General features: G+C 66.6%; 20 protein-coding genes. 16 read left to right on the top strand and 4 right to left on the bottom strand.

What is annotated here, in order from left to right; translation table 11 throughout:
• The first annotated feature begins 61 nt into the window (after positions 1–61).
• Entirely contained in the window at positions 62–739 is a 678-nt protein-coding gene (locus tag FNA67_RS01815; protein WP_049707457.1) for an HAD family hydrolase, read from the top strand.
• A gap of 26 nt (positions 740–765) precedes the next feature.
• Here FNA67_RS01815 and FNA67_RS01820 read toward each other — a convergent pair whose 3' ends face one another.
• Positions 766–1,479 (bottom strand): YoaK family protein, encoded by a 714-nt coding sequence (locus FNA67_RS01820; protein ID WP_147654855.1) that lies wholly within the window; start codon positions 1,477–1,479, stop codon positions 766–768.
• 463 nt (positions 1,480–1,942) lie between these two features.
• Here FNA67_RS01820 and FNA67_RS01825 point away from each other — a divergent pair, with 463 nt between their 5' ends.
• The 3 genes from FNA67_RS01825 (at position 1,943) to phnN (ending at position 4,749) form a co-directional block, all read left to right on the top strand.
• The gene (locus FNA67_RS01825) at positions 1,943–2,782 is read left to right on the top strand and encodes a cell wall hydrolase (protein WP_145976856.1); all 840 of its coding nucleotides are present in this window, start codon (positions 1,943–1,945) and stop codon (positions 2,780–2,782) included.
• Between the two features lie 192 nt (positions 2,783–2,974).
• Entirely contained in the window at positions 2,975–4,117 is a 1,143-nt protein-coding gene (locus FNA67_RS01830) for an alpha-D-ribose 1-methylphosphonate 5-triphosphate diphosphatase (protein WP_147654856.1), read from the top strand.
• Positions 4,114–4,749 (top strand): phosphonate metabolism protein/1,5-bisphosphokinase (PRPP-forming) PhnN, encoded by a 636-nt coding sequence (gene phnN, locus FNA67_RS01835; protein ID WP_147654857.1) that lies wholly within the window; start codon positions 4,114–4,116, stop codon positions 4,747–4,749. The genes FNA67_RS01830 and phnN overlap by 4 nt, the downstream gene beginning before the upstream one ends.
• Before the next feature lie 3 nt (positions 4,750–4,752).
• Here phnN and FNA67_RS01840 read toward each other — a convergent pair whose 3' ends face one another.
• On the bottom strand, positions 4,753–5,898 hold the full coding sequence (locus FNA67_RS01840) for a LysR family transcriptional regulator (protein ID WP_170267179.1): 1,146 nt from the start codon (positions 5,896–5,898) through the stop codon (positions 4,753–4,755).
• A 126-nt stretch (positions 5,899–6,024) separates the two neighbouring features.
• Here FNA67_RS01840 and FNA67_RS01845 point away from each other — a divergent pair, with 126 nt between their 5' ends.
• The 9 genes from FNA67_RS01845 (at position 6,025) to FNA67_RS01885 (ending at position 17,691) form a co-directional block, all read left to right on the top strand.
• Positions 6,025–7,569, top strand: coding sequence for an aromatic amino acid lyase (locus FNA67_RS01845; protein ID WP_049707463.1), 1,545 nt, complete (start codon positions 6,025–6,027; stop codon positions 7,567–7,569).
• 82 nt (positions 7,570–7,651) lie between these two features.
• Positions 7,652–8,563, top strand: coding sequence for a glycine betaine ABC transporter substrate-binding protein OsmF (osmF, locus tag FNA67_RS01850; RefSeq protein WP_049707464.1), 912 nt, complete (start codon positions 7,652–7,654; stop codon positions 8,561–8,563).
• Between the two features lie 106 nt (positions 8,564–8,669).
• Positions 8,670–9,863 carry an ABC transporter permease gene (locus FNA67_RS01855; protein WP_147654859.1) on the top strand — a complete coding sequence of 398 codons (1,194 nt, stop codon included), beginning with the start codon at positions 8,670–8,672 and terminating at the stop codon, positions 9,861–9,863.
• Positions 9,856–10,791: an ABC transporter ATP-binding protein gene (locus FNA67_RS01860; RefSeq protein ID WP_049707466.1), complete on the top strand. Its 936-nt coding sequence runs from the start codon at positions 9,856–9,858 to the stop codon at positions 10,789–10,791. Before FNA67_RS01855 ends, FNA67_RS01860 begins: the two co-directional genes overlap by 8 nt.
• Positions 10,788–11,543 (top strand): ABC transporter permease, encoded by a 756-nt coding sequence (locus FNA67_RS01865; protein WP_049707467.1) that lies wholly within the window; start codon positions 10,788–10,790, stop codon positions 11,541–11,543. Before FNA67_RS01860 ends, FNA67_RS01865 begins: the two co-directional genes overlap by 4 nt.
• A gap of 32 nt (positions 11,544–11,575) precedes the next feature.
• The gene (locus tag FNA67_RS01870) at positions 11,576–12,949 is read left to right on the top strand and encodes a dihydroorotase (RefSeq protein ID WP_147654860.1); all 1,374 of its coding nucleotides are present in this window, start codon (positions 11,576–11,578) and stop codon (positions 12,947–12,949) included.
• A gap of 364 nt (positions 12,950–13,313) precedes the next feature.
• Positions 13,314–14,564 carry a Zn-dependent hydrolase gene (locus tag FNA67_RS01875; RefSeq protein ID WP_147654861.1) on the top strand — a complete coding sequence of 417 codons (1,251 nt, stop codon included), beginning with the start codon at positions 13,314–13,316 and terminating at the stop codon, positions 14,562–14,564.
• Positions 14,564–15,679, top strand: a complete 1,116-nt coding sequence (locus FNA67_RS01880) for a DUF917 domain-containing protein (RefSeq protein ID WP_147654862.1) — start codon at positions 14,564–14,566, stop codon at positions 15,677–15,679. The genes FNA67_RS01875 and FNA67_RS01880 overlap by 1 nt, the downstream gene beginning before the upstream one ends.
• Positions 15,680–16,029: 350 nt before the next feature.
• Positions 16,030–17,691, top strand: a complete 1,662-nt coding sequence (locus FNA67_RS01885) for a urocanate hydratase (protein ID WP_147658111.1) — start codon at positions 16,030–16,032, stop codon at positions 17,689–17,691.
• A gap of 333 nt (positions 17,692–18,024) precedes the next feature.
• Here the strand turns inward: FNA67_RS01885 and FNA67_RS01890 are convergent, their stop codons facing one another.
• Positions 18,025–18,378, bottom strand: coding sequence for a RidA family protein (locus tag FNA67_RS01890; RefSeq protein ID WP_147654863.1), 354 nt, complete (start codon positions 18,376–18,378; stop codon positions 18,025–18,027).
• Positions 18,379–18,477: 99 nt separating this feature from the next.
• Here FNA67_RS01890 and FNA67_RS01895 point away from each other — a divergent pair, with 99 nt between their 5' ends.
• From FNA67_RS01895 to rirA, 3 genes are all read left to right on the top strand, one after another.
• Positions 18,478–19,164 carry a fumarylacetoacetate hydrolase family protein gene (locus tag FNA67_RS01895; RefSeq protein ID WP_049707472.1) on the top strand — a complete coding sequence of 229 codons (687 nt, stop codon included), beginning with the start codon at positions 18,478–18,480 and terminating at the stop codon, positions 19,162–19,164.
• Positions 19,165–19,168: 4 nt separating this feature from the next.
• Positions 19,169–20,284: an ATP-dependent DNA helicase gene (locus FNA67_RS01900; protein WP_174851664.1), complete on the top strand. Its 1,116-nt coding sequence runs from the start codon at positions 19,169–19,171 to the stop codon at positions 20,282–20,284.
• A gap of 204 nt (positions 20,285–20,488) precedes the next feature.
• Entirely contained in the window at positions 20,489–20,953 is a 465-nt protein-coding gene (rirA, locus tag FNA67_RS01905) for an iron-responsive transcriptional regulator RirA (protein WP_147654864.1), read from the top strand.
• 306 nt (positions 20,954–21,259) lie between these two features.
• Here the strand turns inward: rirA and FNA67_RS01910 are convergent, their stop codons facing one another.
• Positions 21,260–21,679, bottom strand: coding sequence for a Fur family transcriptional regulator (locus FNA67_RS01910; RefSeq protein ID WP_049708274.1), 420 nt, complete (start codon positions 21,677–21,679; stop codon positions 21,260–21,262).
• Between the last annotated feature and the right edge of the window lie 21 nt (positions 21,680–21,700).

Genomic DNA, 21,700 nt, shown 5'->3' on the forward strand with positions numbered 1-21,700 from the left:
CAACGCCGCTGCGCGCCCGGCGCCAGTGGTAAAACCGGCCGAACCGGCCTATGTTCTACCCATGATGCAATTGAAGCCCTTTCAGGCCGCCATATTCGATATGGACGGCACGATACTCGATACAGAACTCGTCTTCCGCTCGATCGTTTTCGAAGTCGCCGGCCAGCTCGGCTATGAGATGACCGATACGGTCCACAAGTCCATGGTCGGCTCCAGCCACGAGACCACCAACCGCCTGCTGGTCGAGGCCTACGGCGTCGCCTTCCCCTATGCCATCTTCGATGAGAAGTGCCGTTTCATGATGCGCGAGCGCATGCATGAGGATGTGCCCGTCAAGGCCGGCGCTCGCGAGATTCTCGCCGAGCTGCGCGGCCGCGGCATTCCCACCGCCATCGCCACCTCCTCGCGCAACGCCCACGCCACCGCCCACCTGGGCGCGGCCCAGCTCATCGGCATGTTCGATACCATCGTCACCCGCGACGATGTCGCCAATCCCAAGCCGCATCCCGAGCCCTACCTGCTCGCCGCCGGTCGGCTGGGGGTCGAGCCCGTTCACTGCCTGGCGCTCGAGGATTCCCACTCGGGCGTCCGCGCTGCTTCGGCCGCCGGCATGCAGACCATCATGATCCCCGATCTGGTCGGCCCGAATGACGAGATTCGCGCGCTCTGCTTTGCGGTGATGGAAAGCCTGCACCAGGTGCGCGAGGCCGCCTTTCCCGTGGTCGAACTGACGCGCTAGTCCGTCCACAGCTTATCCACAGGCGCTCAGATCCTGCGCGCCTTGAGGATTTCCGGGATCGCGGTCGACATCAGTAACACCGCCGCGCCCACCAGCAGCGCGCCCCCGATGCTGCCATAGAGCAGCACCCCCACGATCCCGCCGATGATGAAGGCGAGGATCGTCATGGCGTGGAGCCGCAGGCGCGAGCGGTTCGCCGGCCATTCCTCGGCCGGCTCGACCCCGCGCTTGACGTCGAACAGCGTCGCCAGCTCGATTCCCATATCGGTGGCCATGCCTGAGACATGGGTGGTGCGCACCCGCGCGTTGGAAATGCGCGTGGCCGAGGCGTTCTGCAGGCCCATGAGGAAACTGAGCCCGATGATCAGCACCACGCTCCTGTGGATGCCCGGCAGCCACAGGTCCGCCATGCCGAAAAGCCCCAGCAGCGCCGCCTCGGTGAGGATCGAGAAGGCATAGACCGCCCGCACCTTCTTGCGTCGCCCATAGTTGATCATGAGCGAAGACGCCCAGGCCCCGAAGATGAAGGCAGTGACGATGCTGCCATAGAGCAGCGCCATGAGGAGATTGCCGGTCGCCAGGTAGTCCGAGAGCGCCGAGACATTGCCGGTCATGTTGGCCGAGTAATACCCAACGGCATGGAAGCCAGCCGCGTTCACGGCGCCCGCCACCCCCGCCAGGATGGAGGCCAGTCGGACATCGACTTCGACGGTTCGTTCGTCGCCTTCGTGGAGCAGCATCGGTCGTCTTGTGCGCATCGGGGGCGGAATCGCCCGGGCAGGACCTTCCCAATAGCACCCGCGCGGCGCCTCCGGCCAGCCGTCCCGCGTTGCAGCCGGGCACCAGCGGCGCCCAAATCGTTAAAATTGCGACGGGTCTGGTAATTAACCATTTGCCCTGGATGCCATTGGCCGCAACTCCTTCCAGGAATTGAGGTATCAAGCTCTGCGGAGCCCGTTAACCGTGTTTTAAGACGTTAGCGCACATGGTTAAGCAGATGTAAATTCTGGGTTCCCTCCCGGCTTGGCCTCCGCTAGGGTGCCGCCCGGGAACAGACGAAAAATCTGGGGTCGCTAGCCGGGCTTGGCTAACTAGGGCGGCGTCGGGGAAAGACGGGGCGTATTGACGAGAGGCCATCTCGCCACAGCTATTCGCGCGAGTGTTCATGCCGCAGCCATCGCCGCTGCCGCGCTGGTACTCTTTGTGACTGTTAAGGCAACACCTGCCCAGGACACGATTCGGGTCGCCGAAATCGTGCCGGCCGTTACCTCCCACGCTCTGGCGATCGAGCGCCAGAAGCCGGTCATTGCCAGCTTCTCCGGTCCCATTACGCTGCGCGGCTCGATCGACGAGGTCGTGCCGGTCGCCAAGGCCCAGCCCAAGCTGACGCCTGAATTCCTCCAGGCCTATGTAGAACGTCAGAAGGCCCTGCGTTCGTTCAATCACTTTGACGTGGCCCCCGAGGCCAAGCTCACCACCGAGGTGCTGCTCGGCTATATCGCCCGCCAGCAGAACCCGGCGCTCGCCGCCATCGACAAGGCGTCCACGAGCCAGAACACCGTGAGCGACGACGTGCTGGCGGCCTACGCCGCCGAAAAGTTCATGCCCACGGCCAAGAAGGTCAAACTCGCCGATGGCGAGCGCCTCTGCCTCACTCAGGCCATCTATCACGAAGCGCGCGGCGAGAGCGAACAGGGCCAGTGGGCCGTCGCCAACGTCATCATCAACCGCGCCTTCTCCAGCCGTTTCCCCTCGACCATCTGCGGCGTCGTCTTCCAGAACGCCCAGTCGGGCAAGCACCAGTGCCAGTTCTCGTTCGCCTGCGACGGCCGCTCGGACATGGGCACGGAGCGCCGCGCCTGGAAGCGTTCGATGGAAATCGCCGACGCCGCCTTTGCCGAATTCCAGCAGGGTAAGCGTCCGGGCGTTGTTCCCAAGTCGGCCCTCTACTACCACACCACTTCGGTCTCCCCGAACTGGTCGGCGACCTTCAGCCGCGTCGCCGCCATCGGCGCCCACATCTTCTACGCGCCCAACCGGTAAGCCGGGCAGGGCGCCTCGCGCCCGCCTCCCATCCCATCATTATCCGCCGCGTCCCCGCCGCCTGCCTGTACGCCAAGGCGGCGTTCGGCACGCCGATTATGTCGGCCCGGCCGGCTTGCCCCTACTGCCATCGCACTGTCATACTGCCGGGATACGGGCAGTCCCCGACACGATTCATGGTTCCTTTCGAAAATGTCCGCCTCCAGAGAACAGGTCTTCTCCAACGCCCGCCTCGTGCTAGCCGACGAGGAGGTCGGCGGCACCGTTCTCGTGCGTGACGGACTGATCGCCGACATTTCGGAAGGCTCGGCCGCTGGTGAGGATTTCGGCGGCGACTACCTGATTCCCGGCCTCATCGAGCTTCACACCGATCATCTCGAAAACCACTACGCCCCGCGTCCGGGCGTGGTCTGGAACCCTATTGCCGCCGTCCAGGCCCACGATGCCCAGGTCGCTTCCTCCGGCATCACCACCGTGCTCGACGCGCTGCGACTGGGTACCGACGAGCAGACCGATGTCGATCACGCCGATATGCGGCACCTGGCCGATGCCATCGAGCAGGCCATGGCCGACGACCGCCTGCGCGCCGACCATTTCATCCACCTGCGCTGCGAGGTCTCCTCGCCCGATTGCCTGGAAGGCCTCGAGCTCTTCAAGGGCGATCCGCGCGTGCGCCTGGCCTCGCTCATGGACCACGCGCCCGGCCAGCGCCAGTTCGCCAGCCTGGCCGAATACGCCAAGTACTACCAGGGCAAGCTCAAGATGCCCGACGACGTGTTCCGCGCCTTCTGTGAACGCCGCATCGCCGAGTCGCAGGCCAATGCCCCGCGCAATCGCGCCGCCATCGCCGAGATCGCCAAGGAGCGCGGCATCGTGCTCGCCAGCCATGACGACGCTACCGAAGGCCATGTCGCCGAAGCGGTGGAGCAGGGCATCAGCGTCGCCGAATTCCCCACCACGCTGGAGGCCGCCCGCGCCTCCCACGAGGCCGGCCTCGCCGTCCTCATGGGCGCCCCCAATATCGTGCGCAACGGCTCGCACTCGGGCAACGTCTCGGCGCGCGAGCTGGCCGAGGCCGGCTATCTCGATATCCTCTCGTCCGACTACGTGCCCTTCTCGCTGATGCAGGCCGTGTTCTCGCTCAACGACAAGGTCGAGGCCATCAAGCTGCCCGAGGCCATTTCCCTGGTCACCAGCCGCCCGGCCGCCGCTGCCGGGTTCGATGACCGCGGCGAGATCGCCATCGGCAAGCGCGCCGACCTGGTGCGGGTGCGCCTCCACGAGGGCGTGCCGATCGTGCGCGCCGTCTACCGCCAGGGGCAGCGGGTGATATGACGCGCTCCGCCCCGGATAAGTCGCCCACGCGGGAGGACGCCGGGGCGACCGGCGCCTTCATCGCCGTGGTCGGCCCGAGCGGCTCGGGCAAGGATTCGATCATCAACTATGCCCGCGACCATCTCCTGGGCCGGCCCAACTTCGTCTTCCCGCGCCGCATCATCACCCGCCAGGCCGATGCGCGCAGCGAGGATCACGACACCCTTACGATCGAGGCCTTCATCCAGACCAAGGCCCGCGGCGGCTTCGCCCTCGATTGGGAGGCGCATGGCCTGAGCTATGCCTTGCCCGCCAGCATCGATGATGACATCGCCGCCGGGCGCGTGGTCATCGTCAACACCTCCCGCGCCCTGGTGCCGGCCCTCGCCGCCCGCTACCGGCATCTGGTCGTGGTTTCCGTTTCCGCCCACCCCGATATCATCGCCCAGCGCCTCGCCAGCCGCGGCCGGGAGGATGCGGCCACCATCGCCAGGCGCCTCAGCCGCATGCAGGTCGAGGAAAGCCTGCGCTCGGACGCCATCCTCATCGAGAACTCCGGCCCCATCGAAATGGCCGGCCAGCGCTTCGTCCACGTCCTCGAGGACGCCGCCCTCGATATCGAGGACGGCAAGGCCCGGCTCGGCGAGGACTAGCCCCTAGGCCCCGTCCATCAGGGCCAGCATCATCTCGCCCACGCTCCGCCCGCCCCCCGGTGGCCACACCAGCCGCAGCGGCAGCGCGTGCTCTTCCCCCAGCGGCACCCGTCCCAGGTCCCCCCGGATATTGCTCACCGAGGCTTCCGGCAGCACCGAGAGGAACCCGTGATGGAGGATGAGGTTGACGATCACGGGGATCGAGTCGATCTCGATCAGCGTGAGCTTTTCGCGCTGCGCCTCGCCCAGCGTGGCGTCGAGATAGCGCGTCACCGCCTGCCGCAGCCCGCTCTTGGGGCTGGGCACGGCAATCGGCATGCTGGTCAGCAGCGCCCCCAGGTCGCCGGCCGACTCGAGCGCCGCCTGCGTGCCCACCAGCGCCAGCGGCGACCAGTAGATCAGCCTCGCCTCGTATTCGGGCGGCACCGTTTCGACATCGAGCATCGCCGCATCGAATCGCCCGCCCTTGAGCCCGGAGAGCAGTTCCTCCGCCGTCGTGCTCGAAACGAAGAGCGGCTGGCGCGGGCGCGCCTTGAGCCAGCGGGCCGTCAGGTCCGCGAGGAGCCGCGCCAGTTCGCTCTCGTAGCCGAGCGGGATCACCGAGCCGAGCCTTACCGTCGCCGCGCTCTTGCGGAACCGGTCCGTCGCCGCCCGCGACAGGCGCGCCCATACCGCCTCGAGTTCATGAACCAGCGCCAGCACCCGCTCGCCTTCCGCCGTCGGGCGCGAACCGGCGGTGCCCCGTTCGAGCAGGGGCGCGCCGACCACGCCTTCCAGCGCCGCCAGTTGCCGGGTGAGCTGCGGCTGCCCCAGGTCCAGCCGCTGCGCCGCCTTGCGCACGCTGCCCGCCTCGACCACCTCGGCGAACCGCCACAATGCATCCAGGCTCACTGTCCTGCGCCCCGCCTCGGGCAGCATTTCCGTGATGATGGCGGCCGCCTTTTCGATCTCGGGCGCCAGCCGCTGCGCCTCGAGCGTAAGCACCATCCCCGTGCCGGCGCGCTCGGCCAGCGTTACCGATATCTCGGCCTCCAGCCGCGCCATGGCCGCCGCCACGCTGCCCGGCGCCCGTTTGAGGTCGCGCGCCGCTCCGCGTATGCTGCGCGCCGCCAGCACGCGTTGGGCGATGACCAGGGTCGCGCTATCCAATGGGTGCCTCTTTTCTGGCCGCCTGTTTGTGCTGCCCAAACCGGCGGCATCTAGTGTTCAAGATTTGGGATATCCCAGCTCGGACTTTTATCCAATAGCGTGTCCATCAACAGGGAGCCAATTGTCATGACCATCGCCGTAACCCCCGTAACCTTCGACGGAAAGCCGCTGAGCTTTGCGACGATGGCGCGGGTCGGGTCGGGGCTCGCCGTGCCGCTTGCCGACCCCAAGGCGATGGAGCGTGTCGTGGCGGCCCGCGCCGTCATGGAAGAGCGCATCGCCCACGGTGCGCCTGTCTATGGCGCCACCACCGGCGTCGGCGCCATGAAGGATATCGAGTGGTCCCCAGAGGACCTCGAGACCTACAACATGGGCCTGGTGCGCGCTCACCATTTCGGTACCGGCGCCCCGTTCCCCAATTCGGTCGTGCGCAACGCCATGGCCATCCGCGTCAATACCGCGCTCACTGGCCGCGTCGGCTGCTCGCCCGAACTGGTCGACACCTATCTGCGCCTGCTCTCGGCCGATGTCGTTCCGGTCGTCCGCCGCACCGGCTCGATCGGTTGCGCTGATATCGGCCTCATGGGCCAGATCGGCGCCGTGCTCACCGGGGCAGGTGAGGCCATCTACCAGGGGCGGCGCCTATCGGCCGAGGCCGCGCTTGCCGAGGCGGGCCTCAAGCCCGTCCAGTTCGCCCCGCGCGACAGCCTCGCTTCCATCTCCATCAACGCGGTGGGTTATGCCGCCGCGGCCGGGGCCATGCGCGCCGCCGCCAGCGCCATGCGCGTGGCGCTGGCCACTGCCCTGATGACCGGCGGCGCCCTCGGCGCCTCGCGCGAGCCGTGGAAGGCCGTCGCCCATGTCGGCACCGAGCGCGAAGCGCTGATCGGCACCTGGCTGGTCGATGCCGTTGCCGGCTGGGAATGGCCCGTCGCCACCCATGTCCAGGATCCGCTCAGCCTGCGTATGATTCCCCAGGTCTTCGGCACCGCTTTCGAAGCCATGCTGGTCTCGGGTCGCACGATCCTGGCCGCCACCGGCCGCACCGATGACAACCCGGTCGTCGCCGGCGGCGAGGTGCTGACCTCGGGCGGTTCGCTCCCGCTCGATGTCACGGTCTTCCTCCAGACCGCCCAGTTGGCCCTCGCTCACGCCGCGCGAAATTCCTTCAACCGTTGCGTGCTGCTCGGCAACGGCGTGCGCCGCGACCTGCCCATCAACCTGGTGGCGCCCGGCGCCATCGCCACCGGGTTCGGTCCCATCATCAAGCTGGCCGGCGAGCTTTTCGCCCGCGTGCATTCGATGTCGACTCCGATCTCCGCACAGGCCATGGTGGTGGCTGCCGGCATCGAGGACGAGGCGGCTTTCCTGCCCCTGGTCGTCGAGCGATTCGAGCGGCAGGTGCGCGCGTTGCGCCGCATGGCGGCGCTCGAAGCCCTGCTTTCGGCACAGGCCATGGATATTCTCGGCGATCGACCTGCCGGCGTGCCCGGCATGATCTACGAGATCGTTCGCGGCCATGCCGAGTTCTACCGGCTCGACCGTCCCCTCTCCGCGGAGGTCGAGGCCATCGAAAGCGACTTGGGTTCGGACGAGACCATCGGGAAACTTATTTCCCAAGCACCGTTACCCCAGTTGGACGACTTTTTCGCTCTGGGCCCCATTGCATAGCAATCGCGGGCTGGCCGTGCGGGCCGAAAACGTTAGGGTAGGCAACAGCTTGGCACCCGCCAAGAAAACACGGGAGTGCACTATGCGACTGACCACCAAGATTCTCGGCGCCCTCACGGCGCTCGCGCTGACTGCGACTGCGGCCCAGGCCCAGGTCGTCGTCTCTTCCAAGATCGACACCGAAGGCGGTGTTCTGGGCAACATCATCCTGCAGGTCCTGCAGGCCAACCAGATCCCGGTCACCGACAAGATCCAGCTCGGCGCGACTCCCGTCGTGCGCGAAGCCATCACTGCCGGCCAGATCGATATCTACCCGGAATACACCGGCAACGGCGCCTTCTTCTTCAACGAGGCCGACAAGCCCATCTGGAACAACGCCCAGCAGGGTTATGAAGAGGTCAAGAAGCTCGATTACGACGCCAACAAGATCGTCTGGCTCGATCCGGCCCCGGCCAACAACACCTGGGCCATCGCCCTGCGCGACGACGTGGCGGGTCCGAACAACCTCAAGACCCTCACCGATTTCGGCAAGTGGGTCGCCGGTGGCGGCCAGGTCAAGCTCGCCGCGTCCTCCGAGTTCGTGAACTCGCCGGCCGCGCTCCCGGCTTTCCAGACCACCTATGGCTTTACCCTCAAGCCCGATCAGCTGATCACCCTTTCGGGTGGCGACACCGCCGCGACCATCGCCGCCGCCGCCCAGCAGACTTCGGGCGCCAACGCCGCCATGGTCTATGGCACCGATGGCGGCATCGCGCCCTCCAAGCTCACCGTGCTCGAGGACGACAAGGGCGTGCAGCCCGTCTACGAGCCCGCTCCGATCATCCGTGAAGCCGTGCTCCAGCAGTACCCGCAGATCGCGGACCTCTTGAAGCCCGTCTTCGCCAAGCTCGACCTCAAGACCCTTCAGGATCTCAACGGTCGCGTCCAGGTCGGCGGCGAGCCGGCCAGCGCCGTGGCTGCCGACTTCCTCAAGAGCAACGGCCTGATCAAGTAAGGCCGCAAGTTCCCGACGATCCCGGCGGGGAGGGTTTCTCTCCCCGCCCGACCATCCCGCCCGCGGATGGACCTTCCAACCACTTGCCTCAGGGAGCCCGCTGACGATGGCCCAAAGCGTCGCCACAGCATTGCCGAAGCGGGCCGTAGCGGTGGACAAGCTCGGCGTCGTCATCGTCCTCATCATCGCCGCCGCCTGGCTCTTCCTGCCCTTTGCCGACTTCAAGCCCAACCGCATCCTGCCGGGCGAGCCGCGCTCGATCTTTGCCGCGCTGCCCTTTGTGGAGGCCTCGATCCTGGCCCTGATCCTGGCGGTCTCGATACCGGTGACGCTGTTCAGGACGCCCACGATCATCCGGCTCGTCCTGAGCTTTGTCGGCCTGGGCGCCCTCGCCATCTTCATCGGCAAGGCGGGCTACTACCTGACGCCCGAAGGCGACAAGCTGGCGCGCATCGCGCCCGGCGCCGGCTTCTGGGTGTTTTCCGGCGCCTATGCGCTTCTGGCCGCCGATGCGCTGACCCGCATGCGGCTCGGCCCCTGGCCCCGCATCGCCATCCTCGCTCTCGTGGCACTCGCCCTCGGCCTGCTCCTCTGGAGCGGCGCCTGGAACAGCCTCTCCATCCTGAAGGAATATGCCAGCCGCGCCGATGCTTTCTGGCGCGAGGGTCGCACCCACGTCTTCCTCGCCTTCGGTTCGGTCATCGCGGCCATCGTGGTGGGCGTGCCGCTCGGCATCCTCTGCTATCGCCACCGGCGCCTGCGCACCGTCGTGCTCAACACCCTCAACGCCGTTCAGACCATTCCCTCGATCGCGCTTTTCGGCCTGCTGATCGCCCCGCTCGGGGCTCTCGCCGCCGCTGTCCCGGCTCTCGCCGCGCTCGGCGTCTCGGGCATCGGCATCGCTCCCGCCATGCTGGCGCTGTTCATCTATAGCCTGCTTCCGGTCGTCTCCAACACCGTGGTCGGCCTCGTGGGCGTGCCCGAAGCGGCCAATGACGCGGCGCGCGGCATGGGCATGACCGATCGTCAGCGCCTGTTCTCGGTCGAGTTGCCGCTGGCCTTCCCGGTCATTCTCACCGGCATTCGCATCGTCCTCGTCCAGAACATTGGCCTCGCCACCATTGCCGCGCTCATCGGCGGCGGCGGCTTCGGCGTCTTTGTTTTCCAGGGCATCGGCCAGACCGCCATGGACCTCGTGCTTCTCGGCGCCGTCCCCACGGTCGCCCTCGCTTTCGCCTCCGCGGTGGTGCTCGACGCCGTCGTCGAAATGGTGTCGACCAAGGAGCCTGCCAATGATTGAGATCGACCAGATCACCAAGACCTATGGCGACACCACCGTCGTCGATCGCGTCTCGATGAGCATCGATCCGCACTCGATCACCGTGATCGTGGGCACCTCCGGCTCGGGCAAGACCACGCTCCTGCGCATGATCAACCGCCTGGTTGAGCCGACCTCGGGCACCATCAGCATCGACGGGCAGGATACCCGCTCCGTCCCCGCCTATGAGCTGCGCCGCCGCATCGGCTATGCCATCCAGGGGCACGGTCTGTTTCCCCACCGCACGGTCGGCCAGAATATCGGCACGGTCCCCAAGCTCCTCGGCTGGGAAAAGGCGCGTACCGAAAAGCGCGTCGATGAACTGCTCGATCTCTTCCAGCTCGATCCCGGCCAGTTCCGCGACCGCATGCCCAGCGAGCTTTCGGGTGGCCAGCAGCAGCGCGTCGGCGTGGCCCGCGCCCTGGCCGCCGAGCCCAACATCCTGCTCATGGACGAACCCTTCGGCGCCCTCGATCCCATCATCCGCGCCAAGGCCCAGCAGGACCTGCTCGACATCCAGAAGCGCTTTGGCACCACCGTTGTTCTTGTCACCCACGACATGGAGGAGGCCATCCTCCTCGGCGACAAGATCGCCGTCATGGACAAGGGCCAGCTCCTCCAATACGCCACGCCCGAAGAGATCATCGCCCACCCCGCCACCGCTTTCGTCGATGAACTCATCGGCACTGGGGAACGCCCGTTCCGGCTGCTCTCGCTGGCCGCGATCCGCGAGGCGGTCGAGCCGGGCGAGGCTCTGGGCGACGCCATTTCCGCCGAGGCCTCGCTGCGCGATGCCTATGCCGAGCTTCTCTGGTCCGGCCGCGCCGCCTTGCCGGTCGAGGAAAACGGCCAGGTCATCGGCCGCGTCACGCTTGCCGAACTCAACCGTCGCGCGGCGCGTCCGCAATGAACTGGTCGCTCCTCATAAGGCTGGTCGTCCTGGCCCTGCTCGTGGCGTTTCTCGTCACGCCGCAGAGCTTCGCCTTCCTGCTCGAGCCGCTGACCAAGAACGGCCAGCCCGCCATCTATGATCGTGCCAGCCTCCTGAGCCTGACGCTGAGCCACCTGGCCATCACCTTTGCCGCCACCTTCGCCGCCACCATCGTGGCCGTGGGCCTCGCCATCCTCGTCACGCGCCCCTTCGGCGCCGAGTTCCTGCCGCTTTCACGCAGCCTCGCCAATATCGGCCAGACTTTCCCGCCGGTCGCGGTGCTGGCGCTCGCCGTGCCTATCCTGGGTTTCGGCACCGCCCCCACGCTCGTCGCCCTCTTCCTTTACGGCCTGCTGCCGATCTTCGAGAATTCCCTCACCGGCCTCACCACCCTTCCGCCCGCCGTCACCGAGGCGGCGCGCGGCATGGGCATGACCGGCACGCAGCGTCTCGTCCGCGTCGAGCTGCCGCTGGCCTTGCCGGTGATCCTGGGCGGAGTGCGCCTCTCGACCGTCATTTCGCTCGCCACCGCCACCATCGGCTCGACCGTTGCTGCGCCGACGCTGGGCGAAGTCATCATCGCCGGCCTCACCGCCAGCAACACGGCGCTGGTCCTGCAGGGCGGCGTCATCGTCGCCGTGCTCGCCGTCCTCATCTACGACGGGCTGTCCGCCCTCGAAAAATTCCTCACCGCCCGCACCGGCCGCGCCCAGCAGGAAGCCGCAGCCTAGGGCCCGTGAGCACTACTTAGGAGTATCCAGCCATGTCCGATTTCGATCTCGTCCTCTCCGGCACCGTGGTCCTTCCCACGCGCATCCTCGAAGGCGGTTTCGTCGCCGTCCGCGACGGCAGGGTCGCCGAGATCGGACAGGGTCCCGCACCCGCCGCCCGCGAGCGGCACGAGTTGGGCGACGCTCTCATCCTTCCGGGCGCCATCGACGCCCAGGTGCATTCGCTCTCCCAGAAGGACCAGGAAGACTTCATCTGGTCGACCCGGTCGGCTGCCGCCGGCGGCGTCACCACCATCGTCGACATGCCCTATGACGAGGGCAACCTCGTCTGCTCGGCCGAAGCCGTGCGCAAGAAGGTCGATCACGCCAGCCCCCAGGCCCGCGTCGATTTCGCCCTCTACGGCACCATCGATCCCGAGGAGGGCGCCAGGCGCATCCCCGAACAGGTCGAAGCCGGCGTCGCCGCCTTCAAGTTCTCCACCTTCGGCACCGACCCCAAGCGCTTCCCCCGCATCCCGCCGGGCCTTCTCGAAGAGTGCTTCGCCGCCGTGGCCAGGACCGGCCTCACCGCCGGCGTCCACAACGAGGATGACGAAGCCGTCCGCGCCGCCATGGAAAAGGTGAAAGCCCTCGGCATCACCGATTACCGCGCCCACGCCCTCTCGCGCCCGCCGCTGACCGAACTCCTGGCTACCCTCCAGGTCTACGAGACCGGCGCCCTCACCGGGGCCGACGCCCACATCGTTCACTGCTCGCTCTCGCGCGGCTACGACATCGCCGCCGGCTACCGCGCGCAGGGTTTTGCCGCCACCATCGAGTGCTGCATCCACTACCTGACGCTCGACGAGGAAAACGACGTCAAGCGCCTCGGCGGCAAGGCCAAGATCAACCCGCCCATCCGCCCGCGCGCTGAAGTCGAAGCCCTCTGGCGCCAGGTCGCCGCCGGCAATGTCACCCTGGTCTCCACCGATCACGTCAGCTGGTCCGAGAACCGCAAGACCAACCCGGATATGCTCGCCAACGCCTCAGGCGTCCCCGGCCTCGAAGTCATGGTCCCGCTTTTCGTCAAGGGCGCGCTGGAACGCGGCATTTCCCTCACCTGGGCCGCCAGGCTCATGGCCGAAAACCCCGCCCGTCACTTCCGCCTCGACCACGTCAAGGGCGCCCTGACCCCCGGCCGCGACGCCGACATCACCGTCCTGGTCCCGGTCGAAAAGACCTACGACGCCGCCGCCTCGGGCAACAATGTCGTCGGCTGGAGCCCCTATAACGGCATCAAGCTGCCGTGGACGACTGCGGCGACATACCTCCGCGGCAAGCTGGCATTCGACGGATCGAAGGTCCTCTCCGAACCCGGCACGGGAAAGTTCGTCCGTCCGCCGCAGCAGATCGTGGTGGCGTCATGAGCGCGCTGCCCACCCCCCTCCCGACCTCCCCCGCAAGGGGGGAGGTGCCGACCGCGCTGCTTGAACACCAAACGCCCCACCTCCTCGATCGAAACACCTCCCCCCTTGCGGGGGAGGCTGGGAGGGGGGTGAGCCTCGCCGGCCGGCCCATCCATCGTGGTCTCCCTCCCCCTTGTGGGGAGGGAACAAGGGTGGGGGTGAGCCCCACCCACTGCGCTCGCCGCACCCCCACCCTCAGTCCCTCCCCACAAGGGGGAGGGAAGCCTGTCGGCATCATCGAGCCAAAGCGTCTCCCTCCCCCCTCTGGGGAGGGAACAAGGGTGGGGGTGAGCCCGACCCACCGGCCCCGCCGAGGAGCCCACGCATGAGAAACCTCCCCACCAACCCCGACCGTATCGCCGAGGACATCTCCGACCTCGCTGCCATCACCGAGCCGGACCACCCCTATACCCGCCGCGCCTTCACCCCGATGTTCCTGGCCGGCCGCTCCTATCTCGAACGCCGCTTCGAAAAAGCCGGCCTCAAGGTCCGCATCGACGCAGCCGGCAACCTCATCGGCCACCGCCCGGGCAAAAACCCCGGCCTCGGCACCATCCTTCTCGGTTCCCATTCGGACACCGTGCCCGATGGTGGGCGCTATGACGGCATAGCAGGCGTTTCCGCCGCCCTCGAAGTCGCGCGCGCCCTCGCCGACCAGGGCGTCCATCTCGACCACGATCTCGAAATCGTCGATTTCCTCGCCGAGGAAGTCTCGATCTTCGGCGTCTCCTGCGTCGGCTCGCGCGGCATGGTCGGGCTCGTTCCGCCCGATTGGCTCGCCCGCACCGCCGAGCATCTCACCCTGGCGCAGGGCATCGAGGACGTGGGCGGTCACCCCGAGGTCAGCGAGACGCGCGCCGACATCAAGGCTTTCCTCGAGCTCCACATCGAACAGGGCCCCGTCCTCGAAGACCAAAAACTCGATATCGGCGTCGTCACCGCCATTGCCGGCATCACCCGCATCGAGATCGTCGTCGACGGCCGCGCCGACCACGCCGGCACCACGCCCATGGGCTCGCGCCGCGACGCCCTTACCGCCGCCGCCCGCCTCGTCCTCGCCATCGAGCAACTGGCGAGCCAGTTCGCCGAGGGCCCGGCCCATTTCGCCGCCACCGTCGGCGAATTCCGCATCGAGCCCAATGCGGCCAACGTCGTGCCCTCGCGTGCCGTAATGCTCATCGACGCCCGCGCCGAAAACCGCGCCGATATGGAGCGCTTCTGCGAAGCCGTCGATGCGCTGGCGCTCGAAGTCGCTGACGAGACCGATTGCTCGGTCGCCAAGCCGCGCCGCATCTCGGACAACCAGCCCACCCCTTGCGATCCCGACCTGCTGGCCATCCTCGACGCCGCCTGCGAAACCACTGGCGCCCGCCATCGCCGCATGGCCTCGGGCGCCGGCCACGACACCGCCTGGATGGCCCGTGCCACCAAGGCGGCCATGATCTTCATCCCTTGCCTCGGCGGGCGCAGCCATGCCCCCGAGGAATCCGCCAAGACCGAGGACATCGCCCTGGGCGCCGCCGTGCTGCTCGAAGCCGTCAAGACCCTCGACAAGCAACTACAGGAATCCAACTGATGGGCCGCATTCTCACCGAAAAAGACATCGAACCGGCGGTCAAGGGCGGCTCCGTCTACGCGGCGGGCGGCGGCGGCTGGGCCGATCACGGCCGCATGCTCGGCCGCGCCGCGGTTTCCATCGGCAAGCCCGAGCTGGTTTCCATCGAAGAGCTCGATGACAACGACTGGGTCGCCACCGCCGCCGCCATCGGCGCCCCGGCCTCGACCACGCCGTGGGAAATGCAGGGCGTCGATTACATCAAGGCCGCCCAGCTTCTCCAAGATGCCCTGGGCGAAAAGCTCTCCGGCCTCATGGTCGGCCAGAACGGCAAGTCCTCGACCCTCAACGCCTGGCTCCCTTCCGCCATGCTCGGCACCAAGGTCGTCGATGCGGTGGGCGACGTGCGCGCCCATCCGACCGGCGACATGGGGTCGATCGGCATGGCAGGCAGCCCCGAGCAGATAATCCAGACCGCCGTGGGCGGCAACCGCGACGAGAACCGCTATATCGAGCTGGTCGTGCGCGGCGCCACCGCAAAGGTCTCGCCGGTCCTGCGCACCGCCGCCGACCAGTCCGGCGGCTTCATCGCCTCCTGCCGCAACCCTCTTCGCGCTTCCTATGTGGCAAAAAATGCGGCGCTCGGCGGCATCTCGATGGCATTGAAGCTCGGCGAGGCCATCATCGCCGCCGAAGCCGGCGGCGGCTCGAAAGTCATCGACGCCATCGTCAACACCACGGGCGGCACCATCCTTGCCCAGGGCAATGTCGAGGCCAAGGACGTGGTCTACACCAGGGAAGCCTTCGACATCGGTACCATCACCCTGGGCTCGGGTGACAAGGCGACGAAGCTCCACGTCATGAACGAATACATGGCGGTCGAAGACGCCGGCGGCACGCGCCTTGCCACCTTCCCCGACGTCATCACCACGCTCGATGCCGCCGGCAATCCGCTCAGCGTCGGCCAGGTGCGCGAAGGCATGTTCATCTTCGTGCTGCACGTCCCCAAGACCATCATCCCCCTGGCCTCGTCCGTCCTCGACCCGACGGTCTATCCGCCGGTCGAAAAGGCCATGGGCATCGAAATCGCCAAATACGCGCTCGACCTCGGGCGCCGCAAGTCAGACCGGGGCTGAAAACCCCTCATCCGGCGCTACGCGCCACCTTCTCCCCGACGGGGAGAAGAAAAACAGAGCGAACCATAAGCCCCCTCTTTCCTCGCCCCCTCGGGGAGAGGATGTCCCGCAGGGACAGGTGAGGGGGATGCCCAGGCCTCGAAAGGGGGCCATGGGCATACGCGCTCGATCTCGGGCGTAGGAAGACAGACCGGGGCTGAAAACCCCTCATCCGGCGCTAACGCGCCACCTTCTCCCCGTCGGGGAGAAGGAAACCGAGCGAACCACAAGCCCCCTCTTTCCTCACCCCCTCGGGGAGAGGATGTCCCGAAGGGACAGGTGAGGGGGAGCCACAAGCGATGAGCCTTGCCATGCCCACACCCAATCCCCGTCACCCCAACTTCCCCATTCCCGGCGGCAACGAACTGCGCGCCAAAGGCTGGCGGCAGGAGGCCCTGCTGCGCCTCCTCGAAAACGTGCTTTCGGTGGGTGAAGACCCCGACAACCTCGTCGTCTACGCCGCCCTCGGCAAGGCCGCCCGCAACTGGGCCGCGCATGACGCCATCGTCAATGCCTTGAAGACCATGGACGAGGATCAGACCCTCATCATCCAGTCCGGAAAACCCATCGGGCTGCTGAAAACCCACGCCAGGGCTCCCCTGGTCATCATGGCCAATTGCAACATCGTCGGGCAGTGGGCCAAGGCCGAGAATTTTTACGACCTCGAGAAGAAGGGCCTCATCGCCTGGGGCGGGCTCACGGCGGGCGCCTGGCAATATATTGGCAGCCAGGGCGTCATCCAGGGCACCTATGAAATCTTCATGCGCATCGCCGAGAACCGCTTCGATGGCGACCTGCGCGGCCGCTTCATCCTCACCGCCGGCCTCGGCGGCATGGGCGGCGCCCAGCCGCTGGCTGGCCGCATGGCCAACGCCGCCATCCTCGTCGTCGATGTCGATCCCGAGCGCGCCCGCAAGCGCCAGGAAGTCGGTTATTTGGAACATGTCGCGCCTGATCTCGACACGGCGCTGGCCATGATCGATGAGGCGATCAAAGCCCGGCGCCCCACTTCCATCGGCCTCGTCGGCAATGCCGCCGAGATCTACCCCGAGATCGCCCGCCGCGGCATCACGCCCGACATCGTCACCGACCAGACCTCGGCCCACGACCTCGTCTATGGCTATGTCCCTAAGGGCTATTCGCTCGAAGAGGTCCGGCGTCTGCGCAAGGAAAACCCGGCCGAACTCATGGCCGCCAGCCGCGCCTCCATCGTCGATCACGTCAACGCCATGCTCGAATTCCAGAGGCGCGGCGCCGAGGTCTTCGACAACGGCAACCTCATCCGCACCCAGGCCCGCGACGGCGGCGTCGCCAATGCCTTCGACATCAAGATATTCACCGAAGCCTATCTCCGCCCGCTCTTCGCGCGCGCCATCGGCCCCTTCCGCTGGATGGCGCTTTCCGGCGATCCCGAGGACATCCGCAAGATCGATGAGCTCGTGCTGAAAATGTTCGCGGGCAACAACATCGTCACCAACTGGATCGGCCTCGCCCGCCAATACGTCCCCTTCGAAGGCCTCCCCGCCCGCATCGCCTGGCTTGGCCACGGCGAGCGCACGCAACTGGCGCTGGCGGTCAACGAGCTCGTCGCCAACGGCACCCTTTCGGGCCCGGTCGCCTTCTCGCGCGACCACCTCGATGCCGGCGCCATGGCCCATCCCAACATCATGACCGAGCGCATGAAGGACGGCTCTGACGCCATCGCCGACTGGCCGCTGCTCGACGCCATGCTCCTCACCGCCTCGATGGCCGACCTTGTCGCCATCCACTCGGGCGGCGGCGGCTATGCCGGCTACATGACCAGCGCCGGCGTCACCACCATCGCCGACGGCACCCCTGAAGGCGCCGAACGCCTCCGGCACGTGCAGACCAACGACACCTCCCTCGGCGTCATGCGCTACGCCGATGCCGGGTACGACGAGAGCTTTGACGAGATCGAAAAGAAGGACATTCCCCACATCGATCTGCGCTAGCGGCCCCCACCCTTGTTCCCTCCCCAAAAGGGAGAGGGAGACGCCTCCGCACAATCTCGCCCCATCCCCTCCCTCCCCCTTGTGGGGAGGGACCGAGGGTGGGGGTGAGCCCAAAACCCGGTCGCATCGCCCGCATCCCCACCACCCCGAAACTTCAAGTCTCCGCCCGGGGAAGATCGCCTATGCACGAAGTGCTTGAACACGGTCGCCGCCCCATCGAAAACCCTCTCCCCTCGGGGAGAGGGGGCCCGGCAGGGCGGTGAGGGGAGGCCGGAAACACAAAGGGGCGGCCCTGAAAGGACCGCCCCCAAGAAACCGGAATCCGAAAAAGCCTCAGTTCGGCAGCGCCGCTACCGCGATCATTTCCACCTTGAGGCGCGGGTCCGCCAGCCGGGCCTCGATCGTCGCGCGTGCCGGCGGGTTGGCCGGATCGATCCACGCATCGTAGACGGCGTTCATCGCCGCGAAGTCGGCGATATTGTTGAGGATGACCTGCATCGAAAGCACGTTGGACTTGTTGGTCCCGGCCTTGGCCAGCACGTCATCGATGGCGGCCAGCACCTGCTGGACCTGCTCGGTGATCCCCGCATCGAAGTTGGTCGCCACCTGGCCGGCGAGGTAGACGGTGTTGCCGTGGATCACGGCTTCGCTCATGCGCTTGCCGGGCTCGATACGCTTGATGGTCACGAGAAATCTCCCCTAGAGAAACCTGGCCTTGCTCTTAGTGGCAGATAGGCCGTGACGCAAACGCTCTCTCGCGTTACCCAAGGGCAGCAAGGAGCCTTCATGTCGCAGTTCGTGATTCCCCCGCCGCCCGTTGCCGCCGTCCCCGTCGCGGGGGGCGGCCTGTTTCCCGTCCGCCGCATCTATTGCGTAGGCCGCAACTATGCCGAGCACGCGCGCGAAATGGGCCACGACCCCGATCGCGAGCCGCCCTTCTTCTTCGCCAAGCCCGCCGATACGCTCGTCACCGGCGGCGCCGACACGCCCTATCCGGCCGATACCGCCGACTACCAGCACGAGATCGAACTAGTCGTCGCCCTGGCCGATGGCGGCAGCAACATTCCGGTCGAGGCGGCCCTGGGCAAGATCTATGGCTATGCCGTGGGCCTCGACATGACCCGCCGCGATATCCAGGCCGTCGCCAAGAAGGGCGGCCGGCCGTGGGACATGGCCAAGGGCTTCGACCACTCCGCCCCGATCGGCGATATCGTGCCCGTCGCCCGCATCGGCCATCCCGAGAGCGGCGCCATCACGCTCGCCGTCAACGGCGCCGTTCGCCAGTCCGGGGATATATCCCAATTGATCTGGTCCATCGCCGAGTCCATTTCCCTTCTCTCCAACCTCGTTGAGCTCAAGGCCGGCGATCTCCTCTTCACCGGCACGCCGGCCGGCGTCGCCGCCGTGGTGCGCGGGGACCTGCTAGAGGGCGAGGTGGCAGGAGTGGGAACGGTGCGGACGCGGATCGTCTAGAGGCATGGTGCAGTGGACGCCCCAGCAGGATGAGGCCCTGGGCAAGGTTTCGGCCTGGCTCAAGGACAAGTCTGCCCCGCAGGTCTTCCGGCTCTTCGGCTGGGCCGGCACCGGCAAGACCACGCTCGCCAAGCATCTGGGCACGGGCGTCAAGAGCGTCAAATACGCCGCCTTCACCGGCAAGGCCGCGCTCGTCATGCGCAAGCGCGGCTGCCGGGGCGCCTCGACCATCCATTCCCTGATCTATAAGCTCGAGGGGGAAGGGCAGGACGAGGGCAACGCCTCCGAACCCCGCTTCGTGCTCGACCCCGAATCCGCCGCCGCCACCGCCGACCTCATCGTCATCGACGAGGTCTCCATGGTCGACGAGGCGCTGGCGGTCGATCTCCTCTCCTTCGGCACCAAGGTGCTGGTTCTCGGCGATCCCTTCCAGCTGCCTCCGGTCCAGGGCGCGGGTTACTTCACCCAGGTCGAGCCCGACATCATGCTCACCGACATCCGTCGCCAGGCCCAGGAAAACCCCATCATCCGCATGTCCATGGACATCCGCGAAGGCGGCAATCTCGAGCGCGGCAGCTATGGCGAGTCCAAGGTCATCAGCGCCCGCGAAGTCGACCAGGCCGAAGTGCTCGGCGCCGACCAGGTGCTGGTTGGACGCAACAAGACGCGCCTCATGTACAACGACCGCATCCGCGAGCTCAAAGGCCTGCCCCACCAGGAGCCCGTCGTCGGCGACCGGCTCGTATGCCTGCGCAACAACCCGATCAAGAAGCTCCTCAACGGCCAGATCTTCACCGTCGCCCAGATCAACGCCCGTGCCAACGGCCGCATCCAGATGTGGCTTGATCCGGAGGAGGATGGCACAGGCGTCGGCCAGCAGGTCAAGGTCGTCACCCACAAGGCCTTTTTCACTGGCGAGGAGGCCAACCTCTCCTGGCCCGAGCGGCGCGGCTACGACGAATTCACCTTCGGCTACTGTCTCACCGTCCACAAGGCTCAGGGCAGCCAATGGGACAACGTCTACCTGTTCGACGAAAGCGGCGTCTTCCGCGAGGATCGGCGCCGCTGGCTCTATACCGGGGTCACACGCGCCGCCGAAAAGATCACCGTCGTCAGCTGACACCAATCCTGATCGATCCTCTCAACTTAAGTTGACAAACTTTAGAACTGTTATAAACTGTTGAAGTCGCTGGTGTTTTTGAAAAGGCCGCAAAAACGCGCGATTTCAAGGGCTTGAAGGCACTTGAGGCGGCTCCCGGTTGGGGCTAAGGCTTAACCAATGGTTGCGCTTTGCGCCGCCCCAAACGTCGAAAAGGAATGGCCAATGCGGCTGACCAAGCAATCGAGCTACGCGATCCGGACCCTCATCTACTGCGCGGTCAACGCGCCCGAGCTGAGCCGCGTTGCCGATGTCGCCAAGGCCTATTCGATTTCCGAGCTGTTCCTGTTCAAGCTCATCAAGCCGCTGGTCGAGGATGGCATCATCGAGACCGTGCGCGGCCGCCACGGCGGCATCAAGCTGGGCCGCCCTGCCAACGAGATCACCCTGCTCGACGTCATCAAGCGCACCGAGGAAAGCTTCGCGCTGGCCGAGTGCTTCGAGGATGACGGCGTCATCTCCTGCCCGCTCCATGTCGGGTGCGAGCTGAGCTCGGCCCTTTCGGAGGCCCTGCAGGCCTTCTTCAACGTGCTCGAGAGCTACACCATCGCCGATCTGGCCGACAAGAAGCGCAACCTGCGCGTCCGTCTCGGCCTCGACCTCGGCGAGCCGGCCCTCGCCGCTCACTGATCCTGCGCCCGTCCGCCGCCGTCCCGCTGCGGGAGAGCGTTCGGATTAAAATATGAGTTTGACAGTCATAATAAAATATGGCCTAGTCGTCGCCAACAGAGCCGCCCGGCTCCCACCGCACGACGAGGTTGCTTGCTGCACTCGTCTCCCCAGGCCAGTCAGGATCCTCAACGTCCTGGCTGGCCTTCCTTTTTTGGGCACCACCAGAATCCTCTCCAGAGCCCTTCTCCCCGGCGAAGGCCGGGGCCAAGAAATCCTGCAACCCGCGTAGAACCCCGGGAGCTGATCCTGTGAGCAAGAGAGGCCTTATGCCGCCCGTGCCAGGCACTGCTTGCAGGTGCCGCGCAGCTCTATGGTCGTGCGGCTGGGCTTGAAGCCGTTCTCGCCGGCCCAGCCGGCCAGGCGTTCGCGCACCACGTCGTCGGCGAATTCGTCGACGCGCCCGCAGCTTTCGCAGATGGCGAAGGCGATGACGCCCGTGCGGTGGCAATGGGCATCGGCGCAGGCCACGAAGGCATTGAGGCTTTCCAGGCGATGCGCCAGTCCGCGCTCCACCAGCTTGTCGAGCGCCCGGTAGACCTGGAGCGGAGCCCGCAGGCCGTCCTCGCGCAGCCGGTCGAGGATGTCATAGGCCGAAAGCGGGGCGTCCGCGCCCGTGAGCGTGCCCAGTACCAGCCCCTGGTTACGCGTCAGCGCCTCGGCCGGTTCCTCGTGAGAATGTGTCATCGTCTTCTCCATTCCCCTAAA

Source organism: Youhaiella tibetensis, from assembly GCF_008000755.1.
In the GTDB taxonomy this organism is placed as follows: Bacteria; Pseudomonadota; Alphaproteobacteria; order Rhizobiales; family Devosiaceae; genus Paradevosia; species Paradevosia tibetensis.